The organism is Pseudomonas sp. Q1-7 (assembly GCF_028010285.1).
Taxonomy (GTDB): Bacteria; Pseudomonadota; Gammaproteobacteria; order Pseudomonadales; family Pseudomonadaceae; genus Metapseudomonas.
Genome location: NZ_CP116304.1, coordinates 1,851,415 through 1,876,588 on the forward strand (window position 1 = coordinate 1,851,415; position 25,174 = coordinate 1,876,588).

Here is a 25,174-nt window from a genome sequence, read left to right on the forward strand (position 1 = left end):
TTACCGAGAGCGGAACCATGCGGATCACCAACCCCCAGATCACGGCGCTGATGAGCAACTCGATGAGCGCCAGCTCGGCGCAAATCGGCAAGCTGATGCAACAGATGGCCACGGGACAGCGCATGATGCTGCCGTCCGACGACCCCATCGCCAGCGTGCGGGTCATGCGCGTGCAGCGCGAAGAGGCAAGCCTGGAGCAGTACCGCAAGAACATCGCCAACCTGTCCAGCAGCCTCTCCACCCAGGAGGCCAACCTCACGGCCACCTCGGATGCCATGCTCAGCGCCCGCGACCTGCTGCTGTGGGCCGCCAACGTCGGCGCCAATGCCGAGGAAGACGTGGCGGCGATGGCCAGCGAACTCGAAGTCATCGAGTCGACCATCCTCAGTTTCGCCAACGTGCGCGACGAGGAGGGCCGCTACCTGTTCTCCGGCACCCTCAGCGACCGCCCGGCCGTGACCTTCGATGCGGTCACCGGCACCTACGGCCTCACCGGCAACGACAAGCATCGCCAGGCCGCGGTGGCCAACGGCGTGCTGGTGGACGAGAACGTCACCGCCGCCACGGTCTACGGCCCTGGCGTCGATGCCCTCAATGGCCTGCACGAGATCGTGCAGATGCTCAAGGACCCGGCGCTGGACATCACCGATCCCACGGTCAAGGCGCGGATCGACGACGCCCTGGGCAAGCTCGATGCCGGACATGGCAACGTGCTGGGGGCCATCACCGACCTGGGTGGTCGGCAGAATTCCCTGAGCCTGCTCAATGGCAGCAACGAGGAGGTCTCCCTGGTCAATCAGAAGACCGAAGGGGAACTCGCGCGCCTGGACTACGCCGGCGCGGCGATCGACCTGAACAACTACCAGCTGTCGCTGCAGGCGACCCAGAAGACCTACCTGAAGATCAACCAGCTGTCGCTGTTCGGCCTGTTGTAAGCCAGGAGCCCGCCGATGAAGGTCGAGAATTCCCTCACGTCCGTCGCCGTCGCCGATGCCCAGGCGCGTCGCCAGCCGCTGCTGCCGGAAGCGGTGCCGGCCGTGCGACGCAAGGCCGAGAAGCGGGCCGCGGAAACCACCGGCGGCGAACGCGGACCGCACAAGAACGCCAGCTTCAACCTGCAACTGAACCAGCAGCTGTCGTCCATGCAGACGGCGGAAAGCTACCTCGACCAGTTGGCCGAGCACCTCGGCCAGCTCAAGCTGAACATCGGCCGCGAGCTGGCCAACCCGCAGAACGGCGACAAACAGGCCGTGCGCGAGGCCGCCCAGCAGGTCAACACGCTGCTGGAGGAACGCACCCGGCGTTCCGGCAACGCCCTCGACGCCAGCCTCAAGCTGCGCCTGCACGAACCGGTGCGCAGCCGCTTCAGCCTGCAGGGCCTGGACTCGGTGGAGGCCATCCAGCGCTCCGGCAAGGAAACCCTGCTGTTCGCGGGCGGCCGCAGCCTTGGCGAGCCGGTTGCGGTGGTGCTGGACGACGGCATGAGTACCGAGCAGGTGCTGCGCCGTTTCAACGCCACCCTCGGCCAGGCCGGCATCCGCGCCGAGCTGGACCGGGACGGCGCGCTGAAGTTCTCCGCCCAGGAGGGCGACTGGCAGTCGCTCAAGGGCCAGCTCAAGGTGCAGGGCGAGGACAAACTGTTCGCCAAGGGCCGCTTCACGCCGCTGGACAGCCAGGAAGAGGGGCTCAAGGCCTTCCCCACCGACTTCAAGGGCGACACCCTGCGCGAATTGCGCCAGGTGCTGGACCAGGTGGTCAGCGCACTGGACAAGGTGTCGTCCCTGCGCGAACAGATCCGCAACCGCCAGGAAGACATTCGCGAGTTCCTTGCCCGCCAGTCCGACGAAGACGAGCAGACCTGGGCGCACAACTTCGCCACCGCCGTCTTCAACCTGATGCGCAAGAGCCCGAGCAGCTACGGCGCCGTCACCCAGACGGTGGTCGCCCAGGCCAACCTGAGCCGCTATGCGGTGGTGAGCCTGCTGTCGTAAGGGGGTTTTCCATCGCGAGGGGGAGCACGCAGGCCGGTTTCGCGAAAGCACGCGCGCCCGCACCGGCAGCCCGGACGAAATCCGCGAGGGGTATGCCGGGGACGCGGCTTGCATCCGGGCTGGGGTCCGCCCGGCCGTGCGGCTAGAATGCCCCGCACATCCGCTTTCCGAGGTCCATCGCCATGCTCAGCGCCGAGCTCAAGGCCTTCTATATGGTCGCCCGCCTGGGCAGCATCACCCAGGCGGCGAAGAAGCTCGGTCTCAGCCAGCCCACGGTGACCACGCAGATCCGCAACCTCGAAGGCCAGTACGGCGTCGAACTGTTCCACCGTGGCGGCCGCCGCCTGGTGGTGAGCGAGGAGGGCGCGCGGCTGCTGCCCATGGTCAAGGTGCTGCTGCAACAGGAAGCCGATATCGAATTCTTTCTGCGCAATTGCGGGCAGATGCAGGGCGCCCTGCGCATCGGCGCCACCGCCCCTTATTACATCCTCGACCTGGTGCGCACCTTTCGCGGCCGTTTCCCGCAGACCGATGTCTCGCTGGAGATCGGTAATTCCCAGCAGGTGATCGAGGCCCTGGAGGAATACCGCGTCGACCTCGCCGCCTCCTCGCAGAAGCTCGACGATGCGCGCCTGACCCGCCTGGTGCTGGGCAGCGACCCGCTGGTGCTGGCCGTACACCGCGAACACCCCCTGGCGCGGCGCAAGTCCGTCGCCCTGGCCGACCTCAAGGGCCATTGCCTGCTGATGCGCGAACCCGGCTCCACCACCCGCCAGCTCACCGAGGCCATGCTCAAGGACGCCGGCATCGCCATCGGCCCGCTGCTGGAGATCGGCAGCCGCGAGTCCATCCGCGAAGCGGTGATCCGCAACCTCGGCATCAGCATCATCGCCCGCCACGAAGTGCCGGATAACCCGGACCTGCGCGTGATCGAACTCAAGGGCGCGGCGCGGATCGACGAATACCTCTACTGCCTCAAGGAACGCCGCCAGGCGCGTCTGCCAGCGGCGTTCCTGGCCCTGGCGCGGGAAGGCGCCACGTAGATTGGGCTGAGGCACGAAGCCCAACACCACCCGGTGGAGCGCCGCACGTTGGGCCTCGCTGCGCTCGGCGCCCATCGCAAATCCGCCAATGCCACTATCGGCGTACTTTGCCTGACTGCCATCTAGCCTTCGCATTGGCTACCTAGCATCAACCTCGTCGAGTCGTGCACCTGTGCGCGCCCACCGCTCAACGAGGTACCGCCATGCCCCATTCCGACCAGCTCGCCCCCCACATGCGGGTGCGTGATATCCACAAGCGCTTCGGCCATTTCACTGCCCTGGGTGGCGTATCCCTGGATATCGCCGAAGGCGAGCTGGTCTGCCTGCTGGGGCCTTCCGGCTGCGGCAAGACCACGCTGCTGCGCTGCATCGCCGGACTGGAGCAGCAGGACGGCGGCAGCCTGCATATCGGCGAGCGCGACATTTCCCGCCTGCCGCCCCAGGCCCGTGACTACGGCATCCTGTTCCAGTCCTACGCCCTGTTCCCGAACCTGACCGTCGAGCAGAACATCGCCTACGGCCTGGCCGGCAACGGCCGCGAGCAGGCCCGCGCGCGGGTGGCCGAGATGCTGGAGCTGGTGGGCCTCGCCGGCAGCGAGAAGAAGTTCCCCGGTCAGCTCTCCGGCGGCCAGCAGCAGCGCGTGGCGCTGGCCCGCGCCCTGGCGCCGAGCCCGTCGCTGCTGTTGCTGGACGAACCCATGTCGGCCCTGGACGCCCGCGTCCGCGAACACCTCTGCACCGAACTGCGTCAGCTGCAGAAGCGCCTGGGCATCACCACCCTGATGGTCACCCACAACCAGGACGAGGCCATGCTGATGGCCGACCGCATCGCGGTGATGAACCAGGGCCGCGTGGAGCAGTACGGCACGCCCCGGGAGATCTACCGCCAGCCGGCCACCCCCTTCGTCGCCGAGTTCGTTGGCCAGGGCAACTGGCTGCCCTTCGAATCCCGCAGCCAAGGTCACGCACGCGTCGGCGCCCTCGACCTGCGCCTGCCGGAATCCGCCGGCACCGCCGCCAGCGGCCGCCTGTTCTGCCGCCCCGAGGCCATCGCCATCAACCCCGCCGAGCAGCAGGACAACCGCTTCCGCGCCCAGGTGCGGGAAATCACCTTCCTCGGCAACCGCTGCCGCATGAGTTTCGAGCTGGAACAACTGCCTGGGCATCCGCTGCTGGCCGAACTGGACCCGGAAAGCCTGCCGCGCCTGGGCAGCCCGGAGATCTGGGTGGCCCTGCCGTCCCGCAGCCTGCAGGTGTTCGCCTGAAATGGATGCCGTGATCAAGCTGGGCAAGGCCCAAGGCCAAGGCGCGCCGCGCAGCGACCTGGGCGATCGCCTCTTCGTCCAGGGCGGCAGGTACCTGCTGCTGGGCCTGCTGACTTTGGCCGTGCTGCTGCCGCTGCTGGCCATCTTCTGGCGCGGCTTCAGTGGCGAGGCGGGGCAGGGCGGTGGATTCGTCGCCGCCCGCGAGCTGTTCGCCAGCGCCAACTTCCACTGGCTGCTGGGCAACAGCCTGAAGGTTTCCCTCAGCGTGGCGGCCATCGTCGTGCCCAGCGCCTACCTGTTCGCCTACGCCCTGCAGCGCACCCTGATCCCGGCCAAGGGCCTGTGGCGCGGCATTTCCCTGCTGCCGTTGCTGGCGCCCTCGATGCTGCCGGGCATCGCGCTGATCTACCTGTTCGGCAACCAGGGGCTGTTGCGCGATTGGCTGCCGGACAACATCTACGGCTTCTGGGGCATCGTCCTGGGCGACGCCATCTACACCTTCCCCCACGCGCTGATGGTGCTGCTCTCGGCCCTGGGCATGGCCGACGCGCGCCTGTTCGACGCCGCCGCCAGCATGGGCGCCGGCCCCTGGAAGGCCTTTCGCAGCATCACCTGGCCGGCCACCCGCCAGGCGGTGTTCGCCGCCTTCTGCCTGGTGTTCACCCTGTGCATCACCGACTTCGGTGTGCCCGTGGTGGTCGGCGGCGACTACCAGGTGCTGGCACTGGAAGCCTACAAGGCCGTGGTGGGCCAGCAGCAGTTCGGCCGTGGCGCGCTGATCGGCATGGTGCTGCTGGTGCCGGCGCTGCTCAGTTTCGGTGTCGACGCCTGGCTGCGTCGCCGCCAGGGCGAAGCCATGAGCGGCCGTGCCCAGGTCTTCCAGCCGGCACCGTCGAAGGGCCGAGATGCCTGCTTCCTGGTCCTGGTGCTGGTGATCTGCGCCATCCTCCTGCTGGTGCTGGGCATGGCGGTGTACTCGTCCCTGGTGAAGTTCTGGCCCTACAACCTGTCGCTGTCCCTGCGTCACTACGCCTTCGAGGAAACCGCCGGCGGCGGCTGGCTGGCGTACCGCAACAGCCTGACCCTGGCCACCTGCACCGCGCTCTTCGGCAGTGCGCTGATCTTCACCGGCGCCTACCTGATGGAGAAAACCCGCGGCCGGAAAGGCTTGAACCAGGCGCTGCGCCTGCTCAGTTTCGTGCCCATGGCCGTGCCAGGCCTGGTGCTCGGCCTCGGCTACGTCTTCTTCTTCAACCTGCCGGGCAACCCGCTGCACGTCCTCTACGGCAGCATGACCCTGCTGGTGATCTGCTCCATCGCGCATTTCCTCACCACCGCGCAGATGACCGCCACCACCGCCCTGCGCCAGCTGGACGGCGAGTTCGAGGCCGCCGCGTTGTCGCTCAAGGCCCCGCTCTGGCGCCACTACCTGCGGGTGACGGTGCCGATCTGCCTGCCGGCGCTGCTGGATATCGTCCGCTACCTGTTCGTGTCCGCCATGACCACGGTGTCCGCCGCCATCTTCCTCTACAGCCCGGACAGCATCCTCGCCGCCGTGGCCGTGCTGAACATGGACGACGCCGGCAACGTCGGCGGCGCGGCGGCCATGTCCACCTTGATCCTGCTCACCTCGGCCACGGTGTCCCTGCTGCTGGCCTGGGCTTCGCGCGGCCTGCTGCGCCGCTCCCAGGCCTGGCGCAACGGTGCCCCGGCTACCACCTGAACAACCCCAAACCGCAAGCCAACCCCGACAAGGAGCTTTCCATGTTCAAACGCCTCGCCCTCGCCGCCGCCGTTGTGGCCGGCTTCAGCCTCCAGGCCCAGGCCGCCACCGAGCTGACCGTCTACACCGCCCTGGAAGCCGAGCAACTGTCGGCCTACAAGAAGGCCTTCGAGCAACAGAACCCGGACATCGAGATCAAGTGGGTGCGCGACTCCACCGGCATCATCACCGCCAAGCTGCTGGCCGAGAAGGACCGCCCGCAGGCCGACGCCGTCTGGGGCCTGGCCGCGTCCAGCCTGGCCATCCTCGATGCGCAAGGCATGCTGGAGACATACGCGCCCAAGCACCTGGAAACCATCGGCGCCAACTACCGCGACGCCGCCAACCCGCCGGCCTGGGTCGGCATGGACGTCTGGGCCGCGACCATCTGCTTCAACACCGTGGAAGCCGAAAAGCAGGGCCTGACCAAGCCCGGTAGCTGGGAAGACCTGACCAAGCCCGAATACCAGGGCAAGATCGTGATGCCGAACCCGGCCTCTTCCGGCACCGGCTTCCTCGACGTCAGCGCCTGGCTGCAGACCTTCGGCGAGAAGCAGGGCTGGGCCTACATGGACGCCCTGCACCAGAACATCGGCCAGTACGTCCATTCCGGTTCCAAGCCGTGCAAGCTGGCCGCTGCCGGCGAGTTCCCCATCGGCATCTCCTTCGAGTACCCGGCCGTGCAACTGAAGCGCCAGGGCGCGCCGCTGGACATCGTCCTGCCGAAGGAAGGCCTGGGCTGGGAAATCGAAGCCACCGGCATCGTCAAGGGCACCGATCAGCTGGAAGCGGCGAAGAAGCTCGCCGACTTCTCCGCCAGCCCGGCGGCCATGGCGCTGTACAAGGAGAACTTCGCCGTCCTCGCCGCCCCCGGCATCGCCAAGCCGCAGACCGAACTGCCCGCCGACTACGAGCAGCGGCTGATCAAGAACGACTTCGCCTGGGCCTCGCAGAACCGCGACCAGATCCTCGCCGAATGGCGCAAGCGCTACGACGGCAAGTCCGAGAAGCTGCCGCAGTAAACCGAGGTATCCGGCTTCTCCGCTTTGCTCCCTCTCCCTCCGGGAGAGGGCTGGGGTGAGGGAGGCCGGCCCCGCTCGAACCCAAGGAGTTCCCATGCTGCAAGACACCGATATCGCCATGGTCGGCGCCGGCATCCTCGGCCTGTCCCACGCCTACGCCGCGGCGCGGCGCGGTTTGCGCGTCAGCGTCTTCGAGCGCAGCGCCACGCCCCTGGGGGCCTCGGTGCGCAACTTCGGCCAGGCCCTGGTCACCGGCCAGCCGCCGGGTCCGATGCACGCCCTGGCCCGGGACAGTCGGGACATCTGGGCCGGTTGGGCCGAGGCCGCCGGATTCCACCTCCGTCGCAACGGTTCCCTGCTGCTGGCCCGGACCCGTGCCGAGGAAGCGCTGCTGGAAGCCTTCTGCGAGGTGCGCGCCCGCGAACACGGCTACCGCGTGGAGCTGCTGCGCGGCGACCGCCTGCATGACCTTTATCGGGGCCAGTTCAGCCACCACCGTGCCGCCCTGCTGGGGCTGGACGACCAGCAGCTCTATTCCCGCGAGGCCGTGCCCGCGCTGGTGGACTACCTGCGCCGGGAGTACGGCGTCGAATTCCATTTCTCCACCCTGGTGCGCGCGATCGAACCGGGGGTTATCCACAGCACCGCCGGTCGTTGCCGCGCGGAGCAGATCATCGTCTGCTCCGGCCACGACTATCAGACCCTGCTGGCCGAGCAGATCGCGCCGCTGCAACCCCAGGTCTGCCGCCTGCAGATGCTGCGGGTGCGCCCGGAGCGCGACTTCGGCCTGAACCAGGCGGTGCTCACCGGCCTCAGCTGCGTGCACTACGGCGCCTTCTCCGACCTGCCGGAAGCCGAGGCCATTCGCGAGCAGATCCGCAACGAACAGCCGGCCTTGGAGGAGCACGGCATCCACCTGCTGGTCAGCCCGACGCCCCATGGCGAGTTGATCGTCGGCGACTCCCACCACTACGGCAGCGATGCGTCGCCCTTCAATGCCGAAGCGGTGGACGACATCCTGCTGGAACTGGCCGAGCACACCCTCGGCACGCGCCTGACGGTGGTGGAACGCTGGCAGGGTGTCTACGGCGCCCGTGGGCCGGGGCCGTTCTCGGTGCTCAAGGCGGCGCCGGGGGTGACTGCGGTGCTGATGCACAGCGGCGTGGGCATGAGCGTCGGCCCGGCACTGGGCGAGCGGACGGTGGCGGGATTGCTCACCTGACTGCAAACAAAAAGCCCCGCATTCGCGGTAATGCTGTTCACTTAAGCGGAGCAGCCTTGCGGTCCACCGGGTAGCGGGTCTTGGAAATCTTCACCGTCCTGGGTCTTGATGGCTTGGGGCGGTGATCCAGAAACAACCCGCCAATACCGGCTCGCAACTCCGACAGGCGACGGCCCGTGGCCGAAATCGGGTTGGCCGCCGCCATCACGATCAATTGCACGGCGATATAGTGAGCCACCGGCTTGAAGCGGATGTCGGCGGGTGAGCGGCCGAAGGCGACTGCCGCCTGACCGGCCTCACGGCGGATGATGTTGTAGGCCAGCAACAATCCCCAGACCTCCTGGTAGACCAACGCCTTGACCTTACTGCGCAGGGTCACCGCATTCTGCTGCAGGGAACTCTTGATGTTCCGGAAGCCCAGTTCGATCTCCCAGCGCTCCCGGTACAGTGTGGCGACCGCCTTGGCGCTGTAGCGCTCGGCCGGCAGCGAGGTCAGAACGGTTTTTACCTTGCCCTGGACTTCGTAGCTGACCTCGCGCACCTCCCAGTGCGTGGGTAGGTTCGGGTTACGGTTTCGCGCCTGGGGCGACACCTTCATGCGCAACAGGCGATCCCCTTTGCCATAACGCGTCACTTCCTCGCTGACTAGACCCTGGCGGGCCGGGATCAACCAATGTCGGTGGTCACCGCCCTTGTTCAACCCCAACAGCAAATCGGCGCTCCAGAACCCCTTGTCGAACAAGGTCACCGAATGGTCGGGAATCTGCTGCACAAAGGCATCGGCCAAGCGCATTTCACTGCGCCGGTATGGGCTCAGCTGGGCATCCAGAATCAAGTGCGAGCGCACATTCATCAGGGCCACCAGACGCAGCATGGGGAACGGCGTCTGACGGTCGGTGGCGGTATTGCCAGAGCCGAAATGCTCCCGCAGTTCGGGTGTATCCGGGGTGCGCAGCAGTGCACCATCCACCGCCAACACCTGCAGGCCCTGCCAGCTATCGCCGTCATAGCGCTCACACCCCCATTGCTGACCCGTCTGGCGAAACAGCCATTCAACCGGATCGGCCCCCAGCCGTTTGCGTGCCTCGGTGACCCCACTTCTGGCCAGCAGGTGGTCGGAGGCCAGACCCTGGGCGCAGATGTTCAGGCGCCGCGCCACCTCATGGACCGGCTCGTCGCGGAACAAGGCCATGCCGAGCACCAGCCAGAGCACCTGATCACTGGGCAGGCGCCGGCGGCGGATGGTGGCCTGGGCAGAAAGCTCCAGCGCCGACGCCACCCACTCGATCGGGATGTTTTGGGTGAAGGTGCTCAAGTCGGAGAAGTTGAACAACTCGCCCAGGTCGAGCAACTGCTGTTGAAAGGACATAAAAAATCCGATGCCAGAGGTCTGGCATCGGATTCTCGGGGAACCTCGGCTGCAGCTCAAATGCTTATGTGAACAGCATTACCGCATTCGCGGGGCTTTTTCGCAGGCGTCGACTACAGGTCGAAGTCGTAATCGGAAAGCTGCTTCTGCAGGCGCCGCTCTTCGAGGTAGTTGTCGATGATGCGGCGCTTGGTCAGGTTGGTTTTGGCGGTTTCTGCCGGGGCTTCCGAATCTTCGCTGTCTTCGGAAACGAAATCTTCTTCGAGCTCGATGTCGTCTTTGGCTGTGCTCATAAGGGTCACTCCACAAAGCGGGGCGCTATTGGCGCACCTTATAGCGGCAAAGACAGGACCGGTAAAAAAGATTTTTTCAATCGGATACTTGAGCGAATCAATAGGTTATCAATCGTCAGACGTCTTCGCCTTGTACTCGCAAAGATCCTCGATACGGCAGGCGCCGCAGCGCGGCTTGCGCGCCACGCAAACGTACCGGCCGTGCAGGATCAGCCAGTGGTGGGCGTCCAGCAGGAATTCTTTTGGTACGAATTTCAGCAGCTTCTTTTCCACCTCCAGCACGTTCTTGCCGGGGGCGATGCCGGTGCGGTTGCTGACCCGGAAAATGTGCGTGTCCACCGCCATGGTGGGCTGGCGGAAGGCGGTGTTGAGCACCACGTTGGCGGTCTTGCGGCCGACGCCGGGCAGGGCTTCGAGGTCCTCGCGGTTGTCCGGCACCTGGCTGCCGTGCTGCTCGATGAGGATGCGGCAGGTCTCGATGACGTTCTTCGCCTTGCTGTTGTAGAGGCCGATGGTCTTGATGTACTCCGACAACCCCTCCACGCCCAGGGCGTAGATGGCCTCCGGGGTGTTGGCCACCGGGTACAGCCTGGCCGTGGCCTTGTTCACGCCGACGTCGGTGGCCTGGGCGGAAAGGATGACCGCGATCAGCAGCTCGAACGGCGTGCTGTAGGCCAGTTCGGTGGTGGGGTTGGGATCGTCGTCGTGGAGGCGGCGGAAGATTTCGTAGCGTTTGGCGGCGTTCATCGGGAATCAGCGGTCTTCTTGGTCAGGTGGCGCCAGAGCGCCAGTAGCGTTCCCAGCAGGATAAAGGCTCCGGGCGCCAGGGCGAACAGGGGGATGCCATCGGCGCCGAACTGCACCCGCCAGCCCAGCGCGGGCGGACCCAGCAACCAGTCGAAATGGGCGAACAGGCTGGCATGCCCGAGGGCTTCCCGCAGGGCGCCCAGGAGTAATGCCAGCAGGGCGAAGGCGAGGCCCAGGCGCAGGCCGTCGAGCGCGTCCGAGCGTTCCCCTTGGCTCAGCTGCAGGCAGGGCACCAGCAGCAGGTAGAGGTAGGGGCCGAAGGCCCGGTGCAGTTCGAACGCGCCGGCTTGCAGCAGCAGGCTGGCGATACTCACCAGCAGGACGGACAGCAGCAGTGCGCCGAGCCCGTGGGCGGTGCCGGTCAGGTGACGATCGAGCAGCGGCAGGACCAGCCCCAGGAGGCCGAGCAGGGGCAGGCCGACCAGGGCCAGCCCCAGGCCCTTCACCAGCAGGTCGGTGGCGCCGATCAGCAGGGCCAGGCCGATCAGGCCGAGGTGGCTGGCTTTCATGGCGTGGCCTCCCCGAGCAGCAGTCGGCGCTGGCCGTCGAAGAATTGCAGCGCGCGCTGGATGGCGCTGACCACGGCGCGGGAGGTGATGGTGGCGCCGGCGATCTGGTCGAACTGGCCGTTGTCGGCTTTCACCTGCCATTGCGCTTCCGGGCGCCCGGCCAGGGAAACGCCATCGAAGGTTTGCAGCCAGGGACTGCGGGCCGGCTCGATGCGGTCGCCGATACCCGCTGTTTCGCGGTGGTCGAGCACCTTGCTGGCCAGCAGGCGGCCGTCCGGACGGATCGCCAGCAGCAGGTGGATCGGCCCTTCGTAGCCCTTGGCGACGACCGGCAGCAGCACCGCCACCGGGACGCCTTCGCGGGTGGCCAGCCAGGCCTGGTTGGGCGGCGGGCTGCCCAGCAGCTCGCTGGCGGGCAGGGCGATCGGCCGGGCCAGGGGGCGGTTGTCGTAGCTGCCGGCGGGCAGCAGGTCGAGCAGGGCGCGTTCGTCGGCGGCCTGGCGTTCGGCGTCGATCCGCCCGGCGAGCAGTTGGCTGACGGCGATCAGCACGGCCAGCCCGGCGCCCGCCAGCAGGACCAGCACCCGGATGTCGCGGCCATTCACGCGGGCGTCTCCCGGCTGCGCGCCGTCAGCCGGTCCAGGGACGGCGTCAGCAGGTTCATCAACAGGATGGCGAAGGCCATGCCGTCGGCATAGCCGCCCCAGGTGCGGATCACATAGACCAACAGCCCGGCGCCGATACCGAAGTACAGGCGGCCACGGTCGCTGGCGGCGCCGGACACCGGTTCGGTGGCGATGAAGAAGGCGCCGAGCATGGTGGCGCCGCTGAGCAGGTGGAACAGCGGCGAGCCGTTGGAATCGGAGCCGCTGCCGTTCCAGCACAGCAGGCTGATGACGAAGAGGCTGGCCAGCAGTCCGGCGGGCGCGTGCCAGCGAATCACCTTGCGTTGCAGCAGGAACAGGCCGCCCAGGAGGAACGCCAGGTTGACCCACTCCGCGCCGTGCCCCCCGACGCCGCCGAAGGCGGCGTGACCGGCGAAGAGTTCATCGACGGTCAGGCGGTCGTTGTGCTTGAGGCTGTCCAGGGCGGTGGCCTGGCTCCAGCCATCCACCAGACCGCCGCCGACACCCAGGACCTGCTGCAGGGCTTCGCCCAGGCCGGGCTGCTGGCCGGGCGTGGGCCACTGGCTGAGCTGGACGGGGAAGGCCACCAGTACCAGGGCGTAGCCGAGCATGGCCGGATTGAGGGGGTTCTGCCCGAAGCCGCCGAACAGTGCCTTGCCGAACAGCAGGGCGAAGGCGCAGGCGCAGGCGGTCAGCCACCAGGGCGAATAGGGCGGCAGGGCCAGGGCCAGCAAGGTGGCGCTGACCAGGGCGCTGCCTTCGCCCAGCAGGGGGCGGTTGAACAACGCGGCTTGCGTCGCGACGGGCTGCCGGCGCAAGCGGCGAACCAGTGCCTCGCAGGCCAGGGCGACCGGGAGGGCCACCAGCAGTTGCAGCAGACTGCCCCAGCCGTACTGCCAGAACAGTGCCAGCAGGCCCGGCAGGCAGGCCAGCAGCACCAGTTGCATGCTGGGGCGGGGGTCGAAGGCCGGGCGGGTGGTCATCGCCGTTGGTCGTCAGGGATGTTCGGCGAGGGCCCGTTCGGCCTTGGCCAGGCGTTCGCGGGCCTTGGCCAGGGCGGCCGGGTCGTTGTCGGCCTGCCGTTCAAGCTTGCTGAGTTCGGCTTGGGCGTAGGCCAGTTCGGTCTTCAGGGCGCGCATGGCCGGGTCCACCGGGCGCTTGTCGATGCGTTGCAGGTCGGGTGGTTGCTTGCCGGAGGCGTCCTCGGCCGCGTGCAGGGCGACCTCGGCGTCGGCCAGGGCCCGGCGCAGCGCGACCAGTTCCGCGTCGATGGCGCCACGGGCTTCGGCGCCCTTCAGTTCGGCGCGGCGGCTGGCGAGGGCGATCTTGGCCTGCTTGAGGCGGGCCTGGCCGTCGCTGGCGACGGGCGCGAGCGGGCTGCCCTGAAGGGCTTCCAGACGCTGCTGGGCCTGCTCCTCGGCGGCGCGCAGCTCGGCCAGTTGGGCCAGTTGTGCGTCGGTCGGGGCTTCGCCAAAGGCCTTCTCGGCCTTGCTCAGTTGGGCGCGGCTCATGGCGGCGGCGATTTTCGCCTGCTTGAGGGCGGTTTCATCCACCTGCGGCGCCGGGGCTTCCAGGGCCGCCTTGAGGGCGGCCTGGGCCTTGTCGTTGGCCAGGCGCAGCTCGGCGACCTGGGTTTGGAGGTCGGAGGTGCCGTAGACCTCCAGCTGGGCTTCGGCCTTCTTCAGCGCCACCTGGGCCATGGCGGCCTCGATCTTCAGGCGCTTCTGCTGATCGCTGAGGCTGGGGGCGGCGGCCTTCTGCGCCTTGACCCGTTCGATGGCGGCCTGGACGGCATCCTGCGGCGCGGCGGCGGTTTGCCCGGCCTGGGCGATGCGGGCGACACGGGCCTCACGCTCGGCCTGGCGGCGTGTCTCTTCGCGGGCGAGGCGGGCATTGCGGAATTCGAAGCGCTCGCGGAACTGGTCGGCGCGTTGGCGCTGGGCGCCGGCGGCCGGCTCGGCGAGCGGCAGGATATCGATGCAGTCCACCGGGCAGGGCACCACGCAGAGTTCGCAGCCGGTGCATTCATCCGTGATGACGGTGTGCATCTGCTTGGCGGCGCCGACTATGGCGTCCACCGGGCAGGCCTGGATGCACTTGGTGCAGCCGATGCACTCGGCTTCGCGAATGAATGCGATCTGCGGCGGCACCGGGCCGTTGGGGGCGTCCAGGGGCAGCGGCGGGACCTTCAACAGGTCGGCCAGGGCCAGGATGGTGGCGGTGCCGCCGGGCGGGCATTTGTTGATCGGCTCGCCCTGGGCGATGCCTTCGGCGTAGGGCTTGCAGCCGGGATGGCCGCACTTGCCGCACTGGGTCTGGGGCAGCAGGGCGTCGATGCTGCGGATCAGGGCTGCTTGGGTCATGGAGTGCCGAATCCGTTGAAGCCGAGAAAAGCCAGGCCCATGAGTCCTGCGCAGATGAGCAGCATGGGCGTGCCTCGGAAAGGTGCGGGGACGTCGGCCTGTTCGACCTGCGTCAGCAGGTCGTCGAACAGGCGCAACGCGAGCCAGAAACCAAATCCACCCCCCAGCCCCAGCCCCAGTGCCTGGAGCAGGCTTCCGGCCGGGGCCAGGAGCATGGCGCCGAGGGCCGCGCCGTTGCCCAGCAGCAGGAAGCTGTCCACCGCCAGGGCCGGGCGCCAGCGTGCCAGCAGGCGCGTCACCAGCCAGGCCAGGGCCGCCAGCAGCGGCAGGAAGAGGAACAGGCGCAACGGGCCGAGGTTCAGGGGGGCGAGGAAGAATTGGTCGAACAGCCAGGCGAGGGGGGCCGCGGCCGCCAGGAGCACGCCGCCCGCCAGGGCCAGCGCCCGGCTGCGCGGCTGGCGCAGGGCGTCGGCGCCCAGGGGCAGGCCGAGGACCAGGTTACTGGCCAGGGCCGCGCCGAGCAGGGCGAAGAGAAGGTCGGTCATGGGACGTGGCGTCGCCGGGCTGGAAAAAGGGCCGCGTATTATCCGGGATGCAGCCGGAGCGGTACAGGGGCGCGGTGCCCGCAGGCCGTGCCTAGGTTCAAGGCTAGCTCAGCTGAAAGGGGGCAGGTTGGCGCCGAGGAACGAGGCCCAACGTGCTGATGTCCGCCTCCGCAGGTTGGGTTTCGTGCCTCAACCCAACCTGCGGCAGAAAACACAACGCCCGCGATAGGCGGGCGTTGTGCTGCAGCTCGGCGTCTTACTTGACCCGCTGACCCGGCTTGGCGCCGCTGTCGGGGCTGAGCAGGTAGATTTCCTCGCCGCCGGGGCCGGCCGCCAGGACCATGCCTTCGGAGATGCCGAACTTCATCTTGCGCGCCGCCAGGTTGGCGACGTACAGGGTGAGGCGGCCTTCCAGCTTGCTCGGGTCCGGGTAGGCGCTCTTGATGCCGGAGAAGACGTTGCGCTTGGCGTCGCCGATGTCCAGGGTCAGGCGCAGCAGCTTGTCGGCGCCCTCGACGAACTCGGCCTTCTCGATCAGGGCGATGCGCAGGTCGACGGCGGCGAAGGTGTCGAAGGTGATTTCCGCCGCCAGCGGGTCTTTCTCCAGCTCGCCATTGCCCTTGGGCGCCGACGCGGCGGCCAGATCTTCCTTGGAGGCGGCGACCATGGCTTCGACCTTCGCCGGCTCGATACGGGTCATCAGCGGGTTGAAGGGGTTCAACTGATGCTCGGCGAGCAGGGTCTTGTGGTTGTCCCAGGTCAGCGGCGCGACGTTGAGGAAGGCCTCGGCGTCCGCGGCCAGCTTCGGCAGCACCGGCTTGAGGAAGATCACCAACTGGCGGAACAGGTTGATACCGGCGGCGCACACCGCCTGCACCTCGGCCTGCTTGCCTTCCTGCTTGGCCAGGGCCCAGGGCGCCTTGTCGGCGATGTAGGCGTTGGCACGGTCGGCGAGCGCCATGATTTCGCGCATGGCACGGGCGAAGTCACGGTTTTCGTAGGCTTCGGTGATGCTCGGTGCGGCCGCGGCGAATTCGTCGAACAGTTCCGGGGCGGCGTTCTCGGCCACCAGCTTGCCGGCGTTGCCCTTGTGGATGAAGCCGGCGCAACGGCTGGCGATGTTCACCACCTTGCCCACCAGGTCGGAATTGACCTTCTGCACGAAGTCCTCGAGGTTCAGGTCGAGGTCGTCGACGCTGCGGCTCAGCTTGGAGGCGTAGTAGTAGCGCAGGTATTCCGGGCTCAGGTGATCCAGGTAGGTGCGCGCCTTGATGAAGGTGCCGCGGGACTTGGACATCTTCTGGCCGTTCACGGTCAGGTAGCCGTGCACGTTGAGCGCGGTCGGCTTGCGGTAGCCGGCGCCTTCGAGCATGGCGGGCCAGAACAGGGCGTGGAAGTTGACGATGTCCTTGCCGATGAAGTGGTACAGCTCGGCCTTGGAGTCCTTGTTCCAGAAAGCGTCGAAATCCAGCTCGGGACGGCGCGCGCAGAGGTTCTGGAAGCTGGCCATGTAGCCGATGGGCGCGTCCAGCCAGACGTAGAAGTACTTGCCGGGGGCGTCGGGAATTTCGAAGCCGAAGTAGGGCGCGTCACGGCTGATGTCCCACTCCTGCAGGCCGGCGTCGAGCCACTCGGCGATCTTGTTGGCCACCGACTCCTGCAGCGCGCCGCTGCGGGTCCACTCCTTCAGCATGGCGTCGAAGTCCGGCAGCTTGAAGAAATAGTGCAGCGACTCCTTGAGCACCGGGGTGGCGCCGGAAATGGCCGACTTGGGGTTTTTCAGTTCGTTGGGGGAATAGGTGGCGCCGCACACTTCACAGTTGTCGCCGTACTGGTCTTCGGCCGCACATTTGGGGCAGGTGCCCTTGATGAAACGGTCGGCCAGGAACATTTCCTTGTCCGGGTCGAAGTACTGGGTGACCGGGCGGGTGGCGATGTGGCCGGCGTCGCGCAGCTTGGTGTAGATGCTGCTGGACAGCGCGCGGTTTTCTTCCGAGTGGGTCGAGTGGTAGTTGTCGAAGTCCACCAGGAAGGCGGCGAAGTCGGCGGTGTGCTCGGCGCGGACGTTGTCGATCAACTGCTCGGAGGTGATGCCCTCCTTCTCGGCGCGCAGCATGATGGCCGAGCCGTGGGCGTCGTCGGCGCAGACGTAGACGGCCTGGTTGCCGCGCATCTTCTGGAAGCGTACCCAGATGTCGGTCTGGATGTACTCGACCATATGCCCGAGGTGAATGGACCCGTTGGCATAGGGAAGGGCGCTTGTCACGAGGATTTTGCGGGGCTCGGTCATGGTGCTCGGCTACCGGATTACGAAACGAAGGGAAGTCGGCAACTATATAGGCGCGGCGCGATTTTTTCACGTCCGGAGGACCCAGCGGCGAGGCGGTCGGTTAGGATAGCCGCCTATTCCGCTCGGTCTTTCCGGAGTCATGCGATGAGCACTCTTTCCCGCGCCCAGGTCGAAGCCACCCTGCGCCAGTTCACCGATCCCCACCTGAACCAGGACCCGGTCAGCGCCGGCTGCCTGCGCGAAGTCGATATCCAGGGCGGCAATGTCCGCGTGCGCCTGGAGCTGGGTTACGCTGCCGGGCTGTTCAAGGGCGGCTGGGCACAAATGCTGAAGATGGCCCTGGAGAACCTGGACGGCGTGGACGGCGCCGATGTCCAGGTGGATTGCGTGATCGAAGCGCACAAGGCCCAGGAGCAGGTGCCGGCGCTGGCCAACGTGAAAAACATCATCGCCGTGGCCTCCGGCAAGGGCGGCGTGGGCAAATCCACCACCGCCGCCAACCTGGCCCTGGCGCTGTCCCGCGAGGGCGCGCGCGTCGGCATTCTCGACGCCGATATCTATGGCCCCAGCCAGGGCATCATGTTCGGCGTTGCCGAGGGCACCCGGCCCAAGGTGCGCGACCAGAAGTTCTTCGTGCCCGTCGAGTCCCATGGCGTGCAGGTGATGTCCATGGCCTTCCTCACCGATGACAACACTCCGGTGGTGTGGCGCGGCCCCATGGTCTCCGGCGCGCTGATCCAGCTGATCACCCAGACCGCCTGGGAGGACCTGGACTACCTGGTGGTGGACATGCCGCCGGGCACCGGTGACATCCAACTGACCCTGGCGCAGAAGGTCCCGGTGAGCGGCAGCGTGATCGTCACCACGCCGCAGGACCTGGCGCTGCTGGACGCGAAGAAGGGCGTGGAGATGTTCCGCAAGGTGAACATTCCCGTGCTCGGCGTGGTGGAGAACATGGCGGTGCACATCTGCTCCAACTGCGGCCACGCCGAGCACCTGTTCGGTGAGGGCGGAGGCGAGAAGCTGGCGGCCCAGTACGGCGTGGAGCTGCTGGCCTCGCTGCCGCTGTCCATGGCCATTCGCCTGCAGTCCGACGGCGGCAAGCCCACCGCCATCGCCGATCCGGAAAGCCAGATCGCCATGATCTACCAGCAGATGGCCCGTTGCGTCGGCGCGCGCATCGCGCAATCCGATCAGGCCGCCACCGCCATGCCCGCGATCAGCATCAGCGACGACTGACCGCGCCGCGGGGGCGTCCGCTCAGTCGCCCCCGCCGCCACAGCCCCCGCCACCATCTCCACCGCTGTCTCCGAAGTCCGTAGAGCCGGAGTCGCCTCCCGAGCAACCGCTGGAAAGGTCGCTGCCGCAGTGCACCACCCCGCCCGAGTCCCTGGCCGGGCGCGGCAGGCCGCTGCAGTCGGCGACATAGGCGAATCCGCCGGCGATTCCCAACTGGCTGTCCAGGGCGAACAGCAGCGGCACGCGGCTGGGCGCGCGGGGATCGATGCGCTCTTCGCGGCAGCTGAACCACCAGCAGCGACGCAGGCCGGCGTCGCTCTGTCGCTGGCCGCCCAGGGCTGCGGCGGGGGTGTGGTGGAGGAAGCGGCCAAAGGCCAGTTTGCAGAAGGCCTGGTAGGCACGGGTGTGCAGGATGAACTCGTGCCAGAGGTCGTCGACAACCTGGGACGGCATGGAGACATAGCCGTGGCCGCTGTTCAGGTAGGCGAGGAAAAACTGCCGCAGACCGCCCGCGACGAGCTGGCAATCCGCCTGGCTCAATTGCGGATGACGGGTCCTCAGTTTGGCGAGCAGGTGCTCGGGAACGCTGAACCGGCGGATGAAGGCTTCGCGTTTGCGGGTGCGCTGCCGCTTCAGGTACAGCACGGCCAGTCCGACCAGTGTCAGGGCGACGATCCATAGCATCACGATCATGGGACTTCATCTTTTGCGGAGGGCGGGCCGGACATTGTGCAATCGCCAGCGGAAATTCAAGTGCCTGCGACCCGTGCGGCGCTTTCGGCCCGATGGTTCGCCGGTCGGAACGGCCGGCGCCGACCGGTCGTGTGTGACCTTTGCCCGGATGACCCGCGCCCGGTAATATTCGCGGTCAATTTTCAGCCCCTGACAGGAACACCGCCATGAGCATCAAATCGGACAAGTGGATTCGCCGCATGGCCCAGGAGCACGGCATGATCGAGCCTTTCGTCGAGCGCCAGGTGCGCGGCGCGGGCGACAGCCGGGTGATTTCCTACGGGGTGTCCAGCTACGGCTACGATGTGCGCTGCGCCGACGAATTCAAGGTGTTCACCAATATCCATTCGGCCGTGGTGGACCCGAAGAACTTCGACGAGAAGAGCTTCGTCGACATCAAGAGCGATGTCTGCATCATCCCGCCGAACTCCTTCGCCCTGGCCCGCACCGTGGAGTACTTCCGCATTCCGCGCGACGTGCTGACTATCTGCCTGGGCAAGAGCACCTACGCGCGCTGCGGCATCATCGTCAACGTGACCCCGCTGGAGCCCGAATGGGAAGGCCACGTGACCCTGGAGTTCTCCAACACCACCAACCTGCCGGCGAAGATCTACGCCAACGAAGGCGTGGCGCAGATGCTCTTCCTGCAATCGGACGAGGCCTGCGAAGTGTCCTACAAGGACCGCGGCGGCAAGTACCAGGGCCAGACCGGAGTGACCCTGCCCAAGGCCTGAGGTCTGTCTGAAATGAAAAAGCCGGGCGTTTGCCCGGCTTTTTTGTGCCCGCGATGTGGCGGGAGGCCAAGGCGACATCCACCCGGGGGCGGGCGTCGCGGCGCTCAGGGCACCAGCGGCAGGATGCGCTTGTGCTGGGTGTTGTCGTAGGTGCGTACGATGGTGGCGTAGGCTTCGGGGCTGACTTCCTGGCCATGCAGGAAGGCGTCGATTTCCACGTAGGTGACGCCGTGGGCTTCCTCGTCCGGCTTGCCCGGGCGCAGTTCTTCCAGGTCGGCGGTAGGCACTTTGTGCACGGCGCTTTCCGGCGCTCCCAGGTAGCGGGCGATGGCACGCACCTGGTGCTTCACCAGGCCGGAGAGCGGGGCGAGGTCGCAGGCGCCATCGCCGAACTTGGTGAAGAAGCCCATCACCGCCTCGGCGGCGTGGTCGGTGCCGATCACCAGGCCGTTGTTGGCGTTGGCGATGGCGAACTGGGCGACCATGCGGATACGTGCCTTGACGTTGCCGGTGACGAAGTCGCGGCGGGCGTCGCTGAGGTTGTTCAGGTGAGCCACCTGCTCGGCCAGGCCGAGCACGCTGCCGGCGATATTCACCGTTTCTTCTTCGTCGGCGCGGATGAAGTTCATCGCCACCTGGGCATCCGCCTCATCGTGCTGGACGTTGTAGGGCAGGCGCACGGCGATGAAGCGGTAGCCGGCGTCGCCGGTCTCGGCGCGCAACTCTTCCACCGAGAGCTGGGCCAGGCGGCCGGCGGTGGTGGAGTCGACGCCGCCACTGATGCCGAGCACCAGGACTTTGAGGCCGGACTTGCGCAGGCAGTCCTTGATGAAGGCCTTGCGGCGTTCGACTTCGGCCACCAGGGCGGCTTCGTCGGCGAAGGGCGGAACGACGTCCAGGGCCTTGGCGATTTCTTGCTGGCGATTGCTCATGAGGGGAGTCCTTGCTGGGCGTCGGCGACGCGGAAAACGTGTTTCAGGTAGGCGACGAAGTGCTCGTCTTGGCATTGGGACTGGCCCGCTGCGTCGGTAATCCTGGCCTCTGGCAGGCCGTGAAGGGCGCAGGATGCGACAAGGGGGCGGGGCGGTGCAAGACGGCTGGAGTCGGCCAAAGCCTGGAGACCCCATGCAGAGGCTGACCCTGCTGGTGGGCAAAAGAAAAGGCGCCCGGGGGCGCCTTGAAATGTGATCGATGGAGTAAGTCCACCGGATCAGAGCGGCGTGGCGGCGGAAAGTTCCACCGCCGGCGGATCATTTCTGCGGGGTCAGCATCAGGCGCTTGGTGCCGTAGACGGCGTCGAGGTTCTGCGGCTGGAAGGGGAACTTCATGTAGCGCGCCTTGAGCCAGGCGTCGATGCCGTCGGCGTAGTGCGGGCTGGCCGGGTTGCCGGACTGGCCGGAGCTGTTCATGCCGATCATGGGCTCGGGTTGGCCGAAGTCGACGATGATGCGCATGGCCGGGATCAGCCAGGTATCGAAGCCCTGTCCCCAGTGGTAGGCCGAGACGTTGAGGGTGCTGTGGTCGCCGCCGGCCGCATAGGGACCACGGTCCAGGTAGCCCTTCAGGGCGTTGAGGCCGGTGCGCTGGCTGGCGCTCATGTAGGGCGCCAGTCGGGTGCTCTCGGTGACCCACTCGTAGGTATGCAGCTTGCCCCATTGCCAGGCCTTGCGGTCTGCCCCCAGGCGGCTTTCGGTGAAGGTCACGGCACTTGCCAGGCTGCGCGCGAGGATGGTGGCCTTGTCCTCCTTCTGCGGGGTGTTCACGTCATCCCAGAAGGGGCTGTCGACACGGCCCAGCAAGTGGTCGGCCTGGGCCGAGTAGGAGAGGTCGCCGGCCTGCACCAGGGCGCGCCAGGCGGGGCTGGATTCCGGGCCCAGTTCGTCGAGGAAGATCTGCCGCGCGCTTTCGTGGAGGAAGGCGCCGTAGTAGGCGGCATCCGCCGAGGTGGGGCTGAGGCGGCCGTCGAAGGCCAGCAGGCGGCCGAGGCCTTCCTGGGCCTTGCCGCGCTCGACCGGCGGCAGGGCATCGATGGCCTGCTTGAGCGGCTGGGCCATGCCCGGGTCCTGCAGCATGGCCTTGAGCTTGGCCGGGAAGGGGCTGGTCTGGTCGTACTGCATGGCGATCATGCTTTGCCAGTCATGCCGGCTGCTGCCGCCGGCCAGTTCGGCGATGCGTTCGGCGCGCTCCGGGTAGTACCAGGAGTTGGACAACTGCACGCCATAGCCGCCCTGCACGGTGCGGTGGTTGGCGGTGCCGAGCCAGCCCTGGGCGGGGTCCTGATCGTAGGGGTGGAGAATCGGGTCGGCGTAGCCGTCCCAGTCATAGCGACCGTCCCAGCCGGGGGAGGGCAGCAGGCCACGACCTTCGCGACGGTTGGGGTAGCGGCCGGTGACCTGCCAGGCGATGTGCCTGGCATCGGCATAGAGGATGTTCAGGCCCATGGCGCGGACAGCGCGGGTGGCCTCGTGGGCTTGTTCCACCGACTGGGCGCGGGACAGGGCGAAGAAAGCGTCCAGGGACTGGTCGGCCTCGAACTGGCTGGTCTGCAGGGCGATGCCGTAGCCGCTCTTGATCTCCAGAGGCTGTAGCGGGTGCTTGCGCTGGCCCAGCACGCTGTTCAGCAGCGGGCCGTGGCGGGTTTCGTAGATGACCTCGCGCACCGGGCGCTCACCTTTCACGAAGAAGGTTTCCATGCGCTCGCTGGCGGGCAGCCACTTGCCGTCGGCCTGGTAGTAGAGACGGTTGCCTTCGCGCTTGATCTTCTCCAGGAACAGGTCCTGGTTGTCGCCCATGACCATGGTCATGCCCCAGGCCAGCTTGCCGTTGTAGCCAGCGACCACGGCCGGCACGCCGGCGATGGAGACGCCCGCGGCCTGGAATTTCGGCGAGCGGATCTGCACGAAGTTCCACACCGACGGCATGGACAGCGGCAGATGGGTGTCGTTGGCCAGGATGCTGCGCCCGGTGCGGCTCTTCTGCGGGGCGATGGCCCAGTTGTTGGAAGCGGCAACGCCGAGCATGTTCAGCGCGGCGATCTGCCCGGCGGTTTCGTTCAGCGCTGCCAGGCCGGGAATCTGCCCGCCCAGTTGCAGGCCCTTGAGCTTCTCGGCTTCCTCGAACGGCAGCGGCTCGTCCGGGTAGACGGGAGTCAGCCAGGCCAGTTTGTCGGCGCCGACCTTCTGCGCCAGCACCAGGGACGCGATCTCTTCCTGCAGGTTCACCGCCAGGCCGAAGTTCAGCAGGCTGAATACCAGCACCGAGTCTTCCGGTTTCCAGTAGGCAGGTGTGTAGCCGGACTCGGCCAGGTCCATCGGCAGCTTGTCGCGGTAGCGGTAGAGGTAGGCGTTGACGCCGCGGGCGTAGACCGCGAAGAACTCCTTCAGGCGCGGCGAAGCGTTCTTGTAGAGGATGTCGGCGCTCTTGCGCAGGTTCACCGCGCGCATGAACCGGTCGATTTCCAGCACGCCGGGGCCGGCCATTTCCGCCAGGCGGCCCTCGGCCATCAGACGCAGGCCGACCATCTGGCTGAGGCGGTCGGAGGCGTGGACGTAGCCCAGGGTGAACAGGGCGTCGTGGAAGGTGGTGGTCTCGATCAGCGGCATGCCCAGCGGGTTGCGACGGATGGACACGCTTTGTGCCAGACCCTTCACCGGCTGGAAGCCGGAGGTGGGCGGCAGGCTGCTCGAGTAGCGGCTATCCAGCCAGGATTGGCAGCCGCTGAGGCCGATCATGGCGCCAGCGGCGGCGGCAACGCAGAACCGGGGAAGGAAGCGCTTGAAGGCTGGCGAAGCCATGGAACGGGCTCTCCTGAGAGGGGCATCGGATCAAACGCGCTACGTTAGTGAGCCGCCCCGTGCCACGCAAGCGCCGCCGCCCCTACTTTTTTCCGGTGGCCGGGTTGATCCGTTCCACGACTGCGTAGGCGCGGAGGGTGGCCGGGCGGGCTTTGATGGCCTGGTACCAGCGCTTGAGGTTGGGGAAGTCGTCCAGGTTCTGCTCCTGCCAGGGATGGCGGTCGATCCAGGGGTAGATGGCCATGTCGGCAATGCTGTACACGTCGCCGGCGACGAAGGCGCGATCGGCCAGGCGCCGGTCAAGCACGCCATAGAGTCGGGCGGTTTCCTTCACGTAGCGTTGGATGGCGTAGGGCAGCTTTTCCGGGGCGAAGCGGTTGAAGTGGTGGTTCTGCCCGGCCATCGGACCCAGGCCGCCCATCTGCCAGAACAGCCATTGCAGGCATTCCTGGCGGCCGCGCAGGTCGTGGGGGATGAAGCGGCCGGTCTTTTCGGCCAGGTAGAGCAGGATGGCGCCGGACTCGAACAACGAAACCGGCTCGCCGCCATCGGTCGGTTGGTGGTCGACGATGGCGGGGATGCGGTTGTTCGGCGAGACCTTGAGGAAGTGCGGCTGGAACTGCTCGTCCTTGCCGATATCGATCGGGTGGATGCGGTAGGGCAGGCCGGTTTCTTCGAGGAACAGGGTGATCTTGTGGCCGTTGGGTGTGGTCCAGTAATACAGATCGATCATCGAGAAGACTCCAAGGGGGCTCTGGCCTGAAACGAACAGGCCCGCACTAGGCGGGCCTGGTTGAGTGCACGCGCATCAGGCGCCGTGGCACTTCTTGAATTTCTTCTGGCTACCGCAGGGGCAGGGGTCGTTGCGCCCGACTTCCTTCAGCGGGTTGCGCACTGGCTCCTGGTGGTCGTGGTTGCAATGCGGGCCATGCACATGGTGGTGATCGTGGTCATGGTCGTGGTTGCAGTTCGGACCATGGACGTGGGGTTCTTGACTCATGAAGGTTCTACTCCGGGATGTAACTGCCGGGGATTATCTCGCCATTGCGGCTGAGGTGCACGCTCTTGCCGAACATCAGCCCGGTCTTCACTTCGCCCTGGAGGCGGTACTTGATGGGCTCGTTGGGTTTTTCCAGGAGCTTGACGATGTACTTCATGTGTCGCCACAGGTTGGTGCGTACCGGAACCTCGAAGGTCTGGTTGCCACGGGCGGGGACGGTGAACCAGGTACTGGACTCGCCGGATGCGAGCTTCACGTCGTTGAGATAGACGGTGTAGGCCAGGCCGCGTACCGGCAGGCTGACGTCATTGGGATTGTCGATGCGGAAGCGCAGCACGAACTGCTGTTCCAGCAGCTTGGCGCGCACCACGTCGACCTTGAGCAGACGCACATCGGGGTCCTGGAAGCTGCTGCTGATCCAGGTGGAACATCCACTGAGGCCCGAAAAAGGTAGGGCGAAGATAAACAGTAGGCTGAGAATTCTTATCGTTTGCGCCTGGTAAAACATCGCGATACTCCAAGTAGGGCTCCAGTGTAACAAGCAACTGCTCGGCCGCAAGCGGTTGTA

24 protein-coding genes and 1 pseudogene are annotated in these 25,174 nt (G+C 66.8%); 9 read left to right on the top strand and 16 right to left on the bottom strand.

All coding sequences use genetic code 11. The features are described 5' to 3' along the window. Positions 1–17 precede the first annotated feature (17 nt). The 7 genes from flgL (at position 18) to PJW05_RS08630 (ending at position 8,305) form a co-directional block, all read left to right on the top strand. Positions 18–935, top strand: a complete 918-nt coding sequence (flgL, locus tag PJW05_RS08600) for a flagellar hook-associated protein FlgL (RefSeq protein WP_271411290.1) — start codon at positions 18–20, stop codon at positions 933–935. A gap of 15 nt (positions 936–950) precedes the next feature. Continuing rightward, a complete protein-coding gene (locus tag PJW05_RS08605) occupies positions 951–1,991 on the top strand; it encodes a hypothetical protein (protein WP_271411291.1) in 1,041 nt (346 codons plus the stop codon). Between the two features lie 182 nt (positions 1,992–2,173). Further along, entirely contained in the window at positions 2,174–3,034 is an 861-nt protein-coding gene (locus PJW05_RS08610; RefSeq protein WP_271411292.1) for a LysR family transcriptional regulator, read from the top strand. A gap of 203 nt (positions 3,035–3,237) precedes the next feature. Continuing rightward, on the top strand, positions 3,238–4,299 hold the full coding sequence (locus PJW05_RS08615) for a putative 2-aminoethylphosphonate ABC transporter ATP-binding protein (protein ID WP_271411293.1): 1,062 nt from the start codon (positions 3,238–3,240) through the stop codon (positions 4,297–4,299). Between the two features lies 1 nt (position 4,300). Next, positions 4,301–6,022, top strand: a complete 1,722-nt coding sequence (locus PJW05_RS08620) for a putative 2-aminoethylphosphonate ABC transporter permease subunit (RefSeq protein WP_271411294.1) — start codon at positions 4,301–4,303, stop codon at positions 6,020–6,022. Positions 6,023–6,063: 41 nt separating this feature from the next. Beyond that, positions 6,064–7,083 (top strand): putative 2-aminoethylphosphonate ABC transporter substrate-binding protein, encoded by a 1,020-nt coding sequence (locus PJW05_RS08625; protein WP_271411295.1) that lies wholly within the window; start codon positions 6,064–6,066, stop codon positions 7,081–7,083. A gap of 94 nt (positions 7,084–7,177) precedes the next feature. Next, the gene (locus PJW05_RS08630; RefSeq protein ID WP_271411296.1) at positions 7,178–8,305 is read left to right on the top strand and encodes a TIGR03364 family FAD-dependent oxidoreductase; all 1,128 of its coding nucleotides are present in this window, start codon (positions 7,178–7,180) and stop codon (positions 8,303–8,305) included. A gap of 37 nt (positions 8,306–8,342) precedes the next feature. On the opposite strand, the gene PJW05_RS08635 is transcribed toward PJW05_RS08630, so the two are convergent. From PJW05_RS08635 to metG, 9 genes are all read right to left on the bottom strand, one after another. Next, a complete protein-coding gene (locus PJW05_RS08635; RefSeq protein WP_271408194.1) occupies positions 8,343–9,674 on the bottom strand; it encodes an IS4 family transposase in 1,332 nt (443 codons plus the stop codon). A gap of 113 nt (positions 9,675–9,787) precedes the next feature. Continuing rightward, positions 9,788–9,967, bottom strand: a complete 180-nt coding sequence (locus PJW05_RS08640; RefSeq protein ID WP_271411297.1) for a PA3496 family putative envelope integrity protein — start codon at positions 9,965–9,967, stop codon at positions 9,788–9,790. Positions 9,968–10,075: 108 nt separating this feature from the next. After that, positions 10,076–10,714 (bottom strand): endonuclease III, encoded by a 639-nt coding sequence (gene nth / locus PJW05_RS08645; RefSeq protein WP_271411298.1) that lies wholly within the window; start codon positions 10,712–10,714, stop codon positions 10,076–10,078. Continuing rightward, positions 10,711–11,283, bottom strand: coding sequence for an Rnf-Nqr domain containing protein (locus PJW05_RS08650; protein ID WP_271411299.1), 573 nt, complete (start codon positions 11,281–11,283; stop codon positions 10,711–10,713). The genes nth and PJW05_RS08650 overlap by 4 nt, the downstream gene beginning before the upstream one ends. Continuing rightward, complete coding sequence (locus tag PJW05_RS08655; RefSeq protein WP_271411300.1) at positions 11,280–11,888, bottom strand: RnfABCDGE type electron transport complex subunit G; 609 nt, start codon at positions 11,886–11,888, stop codon at positions 11,280–11,282. Before PJW05_RS08655 ends, PJW05_RS08650 begins: the two co-directional genes overlap by 4 nt. After that, a complete protein-coding gene (locus PJW05_RS08660; protein WP_271411301.1) occupies positions 11,885–12,892 on the bottom strand; it encodes an RnfABCDGE type electron transport complex subunit D in 1,008 nt (335 codons plus the stop codon). The genes PJW05_RS08655 and PJW05_RS08660 overlap by 4 nt, the downstream gene beginning before the upstream one ends. A gap of 12 nt (positions 12,893–12,904) precedes the next feature. After that, positions 12,905–14,272: an electron transport complex subunit RsxB gene (rsxB, locus tag PJW05_RS08665; protein ID WP_271411302.1), complete on the bottom strand. Its 1,368-nt coding sequence runs from the start codon at positions 14,270–14,272 to the stop codon at positions 12,905–12,907. Next, positions 14,269–14,817, bottom strand: a complete 549-nt coding sequence (locus tag PJW05_RS08670; protein WP_271411303.1) for an Rnf-Nqr domain containing protein — start codon at positions 14,815–14,817, stop codon at positions 14,269–14,271. Before PJW05_RS08670 ends, rsxB begins: the two co-directional genes overlap by 4 nt. Before the next feature lie 256 nt (positions 14,818–15,073). Next, positions 15,074–17,107, bottom strand: a complete 2,034-nt coding sequence (gene metG, locus PJW05_RS08675; RefSeq protein WP_271411304.1) for a methionine--tRNA ligase — start codon at positions 17,105–17,107, stop codon at positions 15,074–15,076. Between the two features lie 144 nt (positions 17,108–17,251). Here metG and apbC point away from each other — a divergent pair, with 144 nt between their 5' ends. Further along, entirely contained in the window at positions 17,252–18,346 is a 1,095-nt protein-coding gene (gene apbC, locus PJW05_RS08680; protein WP_271411305.1) for an iron-sulfur cluster carrier protein ApbC, read from the top strand. A 21-nt stretch (positions 18,347–18,367) separates the two neighbouring features. Here the strand turns inward: apbC and PJW05_RS08685 are convergent, their stop codons facing one another. Continuing rightward, positions 18,368–19,039 (bottom strand): glycine-rich domain-containing protein, encoded by a 672-nt coding sequence (locus tag PJW05_RS08685; protein ID WP_271411306.1) that lies wholly within the window; start codon positions 19,037–19,039, stop codon positions 18,368–18,370. 206 nt (positions 19,040–19,245) lie between these two features. On the opposite strand from PJW05_RS08685, the gene dcd reads away from it, so the two are divergent. Then, positions 19,246–19,812 carry a dCTP deaminase gene (gene dcd / locus PJW05_RS08690; protein WP_271411307.1) on the top strand — a complete coding sequence of 189 codons (567 nt, stop codon included), beginning with the start codon at positions 19,246–19,248 and terminating at the stop codon, positions 19,810–19,812. Between the two features lie 104 nt (positions 19,813–19,916). Here the strand turns inward: dcd and nadE are convergent, their stop codons facing one another. From nadE to PJW05_RS08715, 6 genes and pseudogenes are all read right to left on the bottom strand, one after another. Next, positions 19,917–20,744, bottom strand: a complete 828-nt coding sequence (nadE, locus tag PJW05_RS08695) for an ammonia-dependent NAD(+) synthetase (protein WP_271411308.1) — start codon at positions 20,742–20,744, stop codon at positions 19,917–19,919. Continuing rightward, positions 20,741–20,866, bottom strand: a pseudogene (locus PJW05_RS26720) (hypothetical protein); the annotation flags it as partial. The pseudogene PJW05_RS26720 and the gene nadE, both read right to left, overlap by 4 nt. Before the next feature lie 196 nt (positions 20,867–21,062). After that, the gene (locus PJW05_RS08700; protein ID WP_271411309.1) at positions 21,063–23,606 is read right to left on the bottom strand and encodes a penicillin acylase family protein; all 2,544 of its coding nucleotides are present in this window, start codon (positions 23,604–23,606) and stop codon (positions 21,063–21,065) included. 82 nt (positions 23,607–23,688) lie between these two features. Further along, entirely contained in the window at positions 23,689–24,339 is a 651-nt protein-coding gene (locus PJW05_RS08705) for a glutathione binding-like protein (protein WP_271411310.1), read from the bottom strand. A 75-nt stretch (positions 24,340–24,414) separates the two neighbouring features. Further along, the gene (locus tag PJW05_RS08710; RefSeq protein ID WP_271411311.1) at positions 24,415–24,606 is read right to left on the bottom strand and encodes an SEC-C metal-binding domain-containing protein; all 192 of its coding nucleotides are present in this window, start codon (positions 24,604–24,606) and stop codon (positions 24,415–24,417) included. Positions 24,607–24,613: 7 nt separating this feature from the next. After that, positions 24,614–25,114 (bottom strand): LEA type 2 family protein, encoded by a 501-nt coding sequence (locus PJW05_RS08715; protein WP_271411312.1) that lies wholly within the window; start codon positions 25,112–25,114, stop codon positions 24,614–24,616. Positions 25,115–25,174 lie beyond the last annotated feature (60 nt).

Coding starts and splice junctions, on each gene's coding strand:
- flgL (WP_271411290.1), top strand. CDS start 18: ATGCGGATCACCAACCCCCAGATCACGGCGCTGATGAGCAACTCGATG.
- PJW05_RS08605 (WP_271411291.1), top strand. CDS start 951: ATGAAGGTCGAGAATTCCCTCACGTCCGTCGCCGTCGCCGATGCCCAG.
- PJW05_RS08610 (WP_271411292.1), top strand. CDS start 2,174: ATGCTCAGCGCCGAGCTCAAGGCCTTCTATATGGTCGCCCGCCTGGGC.
- PJW05_RS08615 (WP_271411293.1), top strand. CDS start 3,238: ATGCCCCATTCCGACCAGCTCGCCCCCCACATGCGGGTGCGTGATATC.
- PJW05_RS08620 (WP_271411294.1), top strand. CDS start 4,301: ATGGATGCCGTGATCAAGCTGGGCAAGGCCCAAGGCCAAGGCGCGCCG.
- PJW05_RS08625 (WP_271411295.1), top strand. CDS start 6,064: ATGTTCAAACGCCTCGCCCTCGCCGCCGCCGTTGTGGCCGGCTTCAGC.
- PJW05_RS08630 (WP_271411296.1), top strand. CDS start 7,178: ATGCTGCAAGACACCGATATCGCCATGGTCGGCGCCGGCATCCTCGGC.
- PJW05_RS08635 (WP_271408194.1), bottom strand. CDS start 9,674: ATGTCCTTTCAACAGCAGTTGCTCGACCTGGGCGAGTTGTTCAACTTC.
- PJW05_RS08640 (WP_271411297.1), bottom strand. CDS start 9,967: ATGAGCACAGCCAAAGACGACATCGAGCTCGAAGAAGATTTCGTTTCC.
- nth (WP_271411298.1), bottom strand. CDS start 10,714: ATGAACGCCGCCAAACGCTACGAAATCTTCCGCCGCCTCCACGACGAC.
- PJW05_RS08650 (WP_271411299.1), bottom strand. CDS start 11,283: ATGAAAGCCAGCCACCTCGGCCTGATCGGCCTGGCCCTGCTGATCGGC.
- PJW05_RS08660 (WP_271411301.1), bottom strand. CDS start 12,892: ATGACCACCCGCCCGGCCTTCGACCCCCGCCCCAGCATGCAACTGGTG.
- rsxB (WP_271411302.1), bottom strand. CDS start 14,272: ATGACCCAAGCAGCCCTGATCCGCAGCATCGACGCCCTGCTGCCCCAG.
- PJW05_RS08670 (WP_271411303.1), bottom strand. CDS start 14,817: ATGACCGACCTTCTCTTCGCCCTGCTCGGCGCGGCCCTGGCCAGTAAC.
- metG (WP_271411304.1), bottom strand. CDS start 17,107: ATGACCGAGCCCCGCAAAATCCTCGTGACAAGCGCCCTTCCCTATGCC.
- apbC (WP_271411305.1), top strand. CDS start 17,252: ATGAGCACTCTTTCCCGCGCCCAGGTCGAAGCCACCCTGCGCCAGTTC.
- PJW05_RS08685 (WP_271411306.1), bottom strand. CDS start 19,039: ATGATCGTGATGCTATGGATCGTCGCCCTGACACTGGTCGGACTGGCC.
- dcd (WP_271411307.1), top strand. CDS start 19,246: ATGAGCATCAAATCGGACAAGTGGATTCGCCGCATGGCCCAGGAGCAC.
- nadE (WP_271411308.1), bottom strand. CDS start 20,744: ATGAGCAATCGCCAGCAAGAAATCGCCAAGGCCCTGGACGTCGTTCCG.
- PJW05_RS08700 (WP_271411309.1), bottom strand. CDS start 23,606: ATGGCTTCGCCAGCCTTCAAGCGCTTCCTTCCCCGGTTCTGCGTTGCC.
- PJW05_RS08705 (WP_271411310.1), bottom strand. CDS start 24,339: ATGATCGATCTGTATTACTGGACCACACCCAACGGCCACAAGATCACC.
- PJW05_RS08710 (WP_271411311.1), bottom strand. CDS start 24,606: ATGAGTCAAGAACCCCACGTCCATGGTCCGAACTGCAACCACGACCAT.
- PJW05_RS08715 (WP_271411312.1), bottom strand. CDS start 25,114: ATGTTTTACCAGGCGCAAACGATAAGAATTCTCAGCCTACTGTTTATC.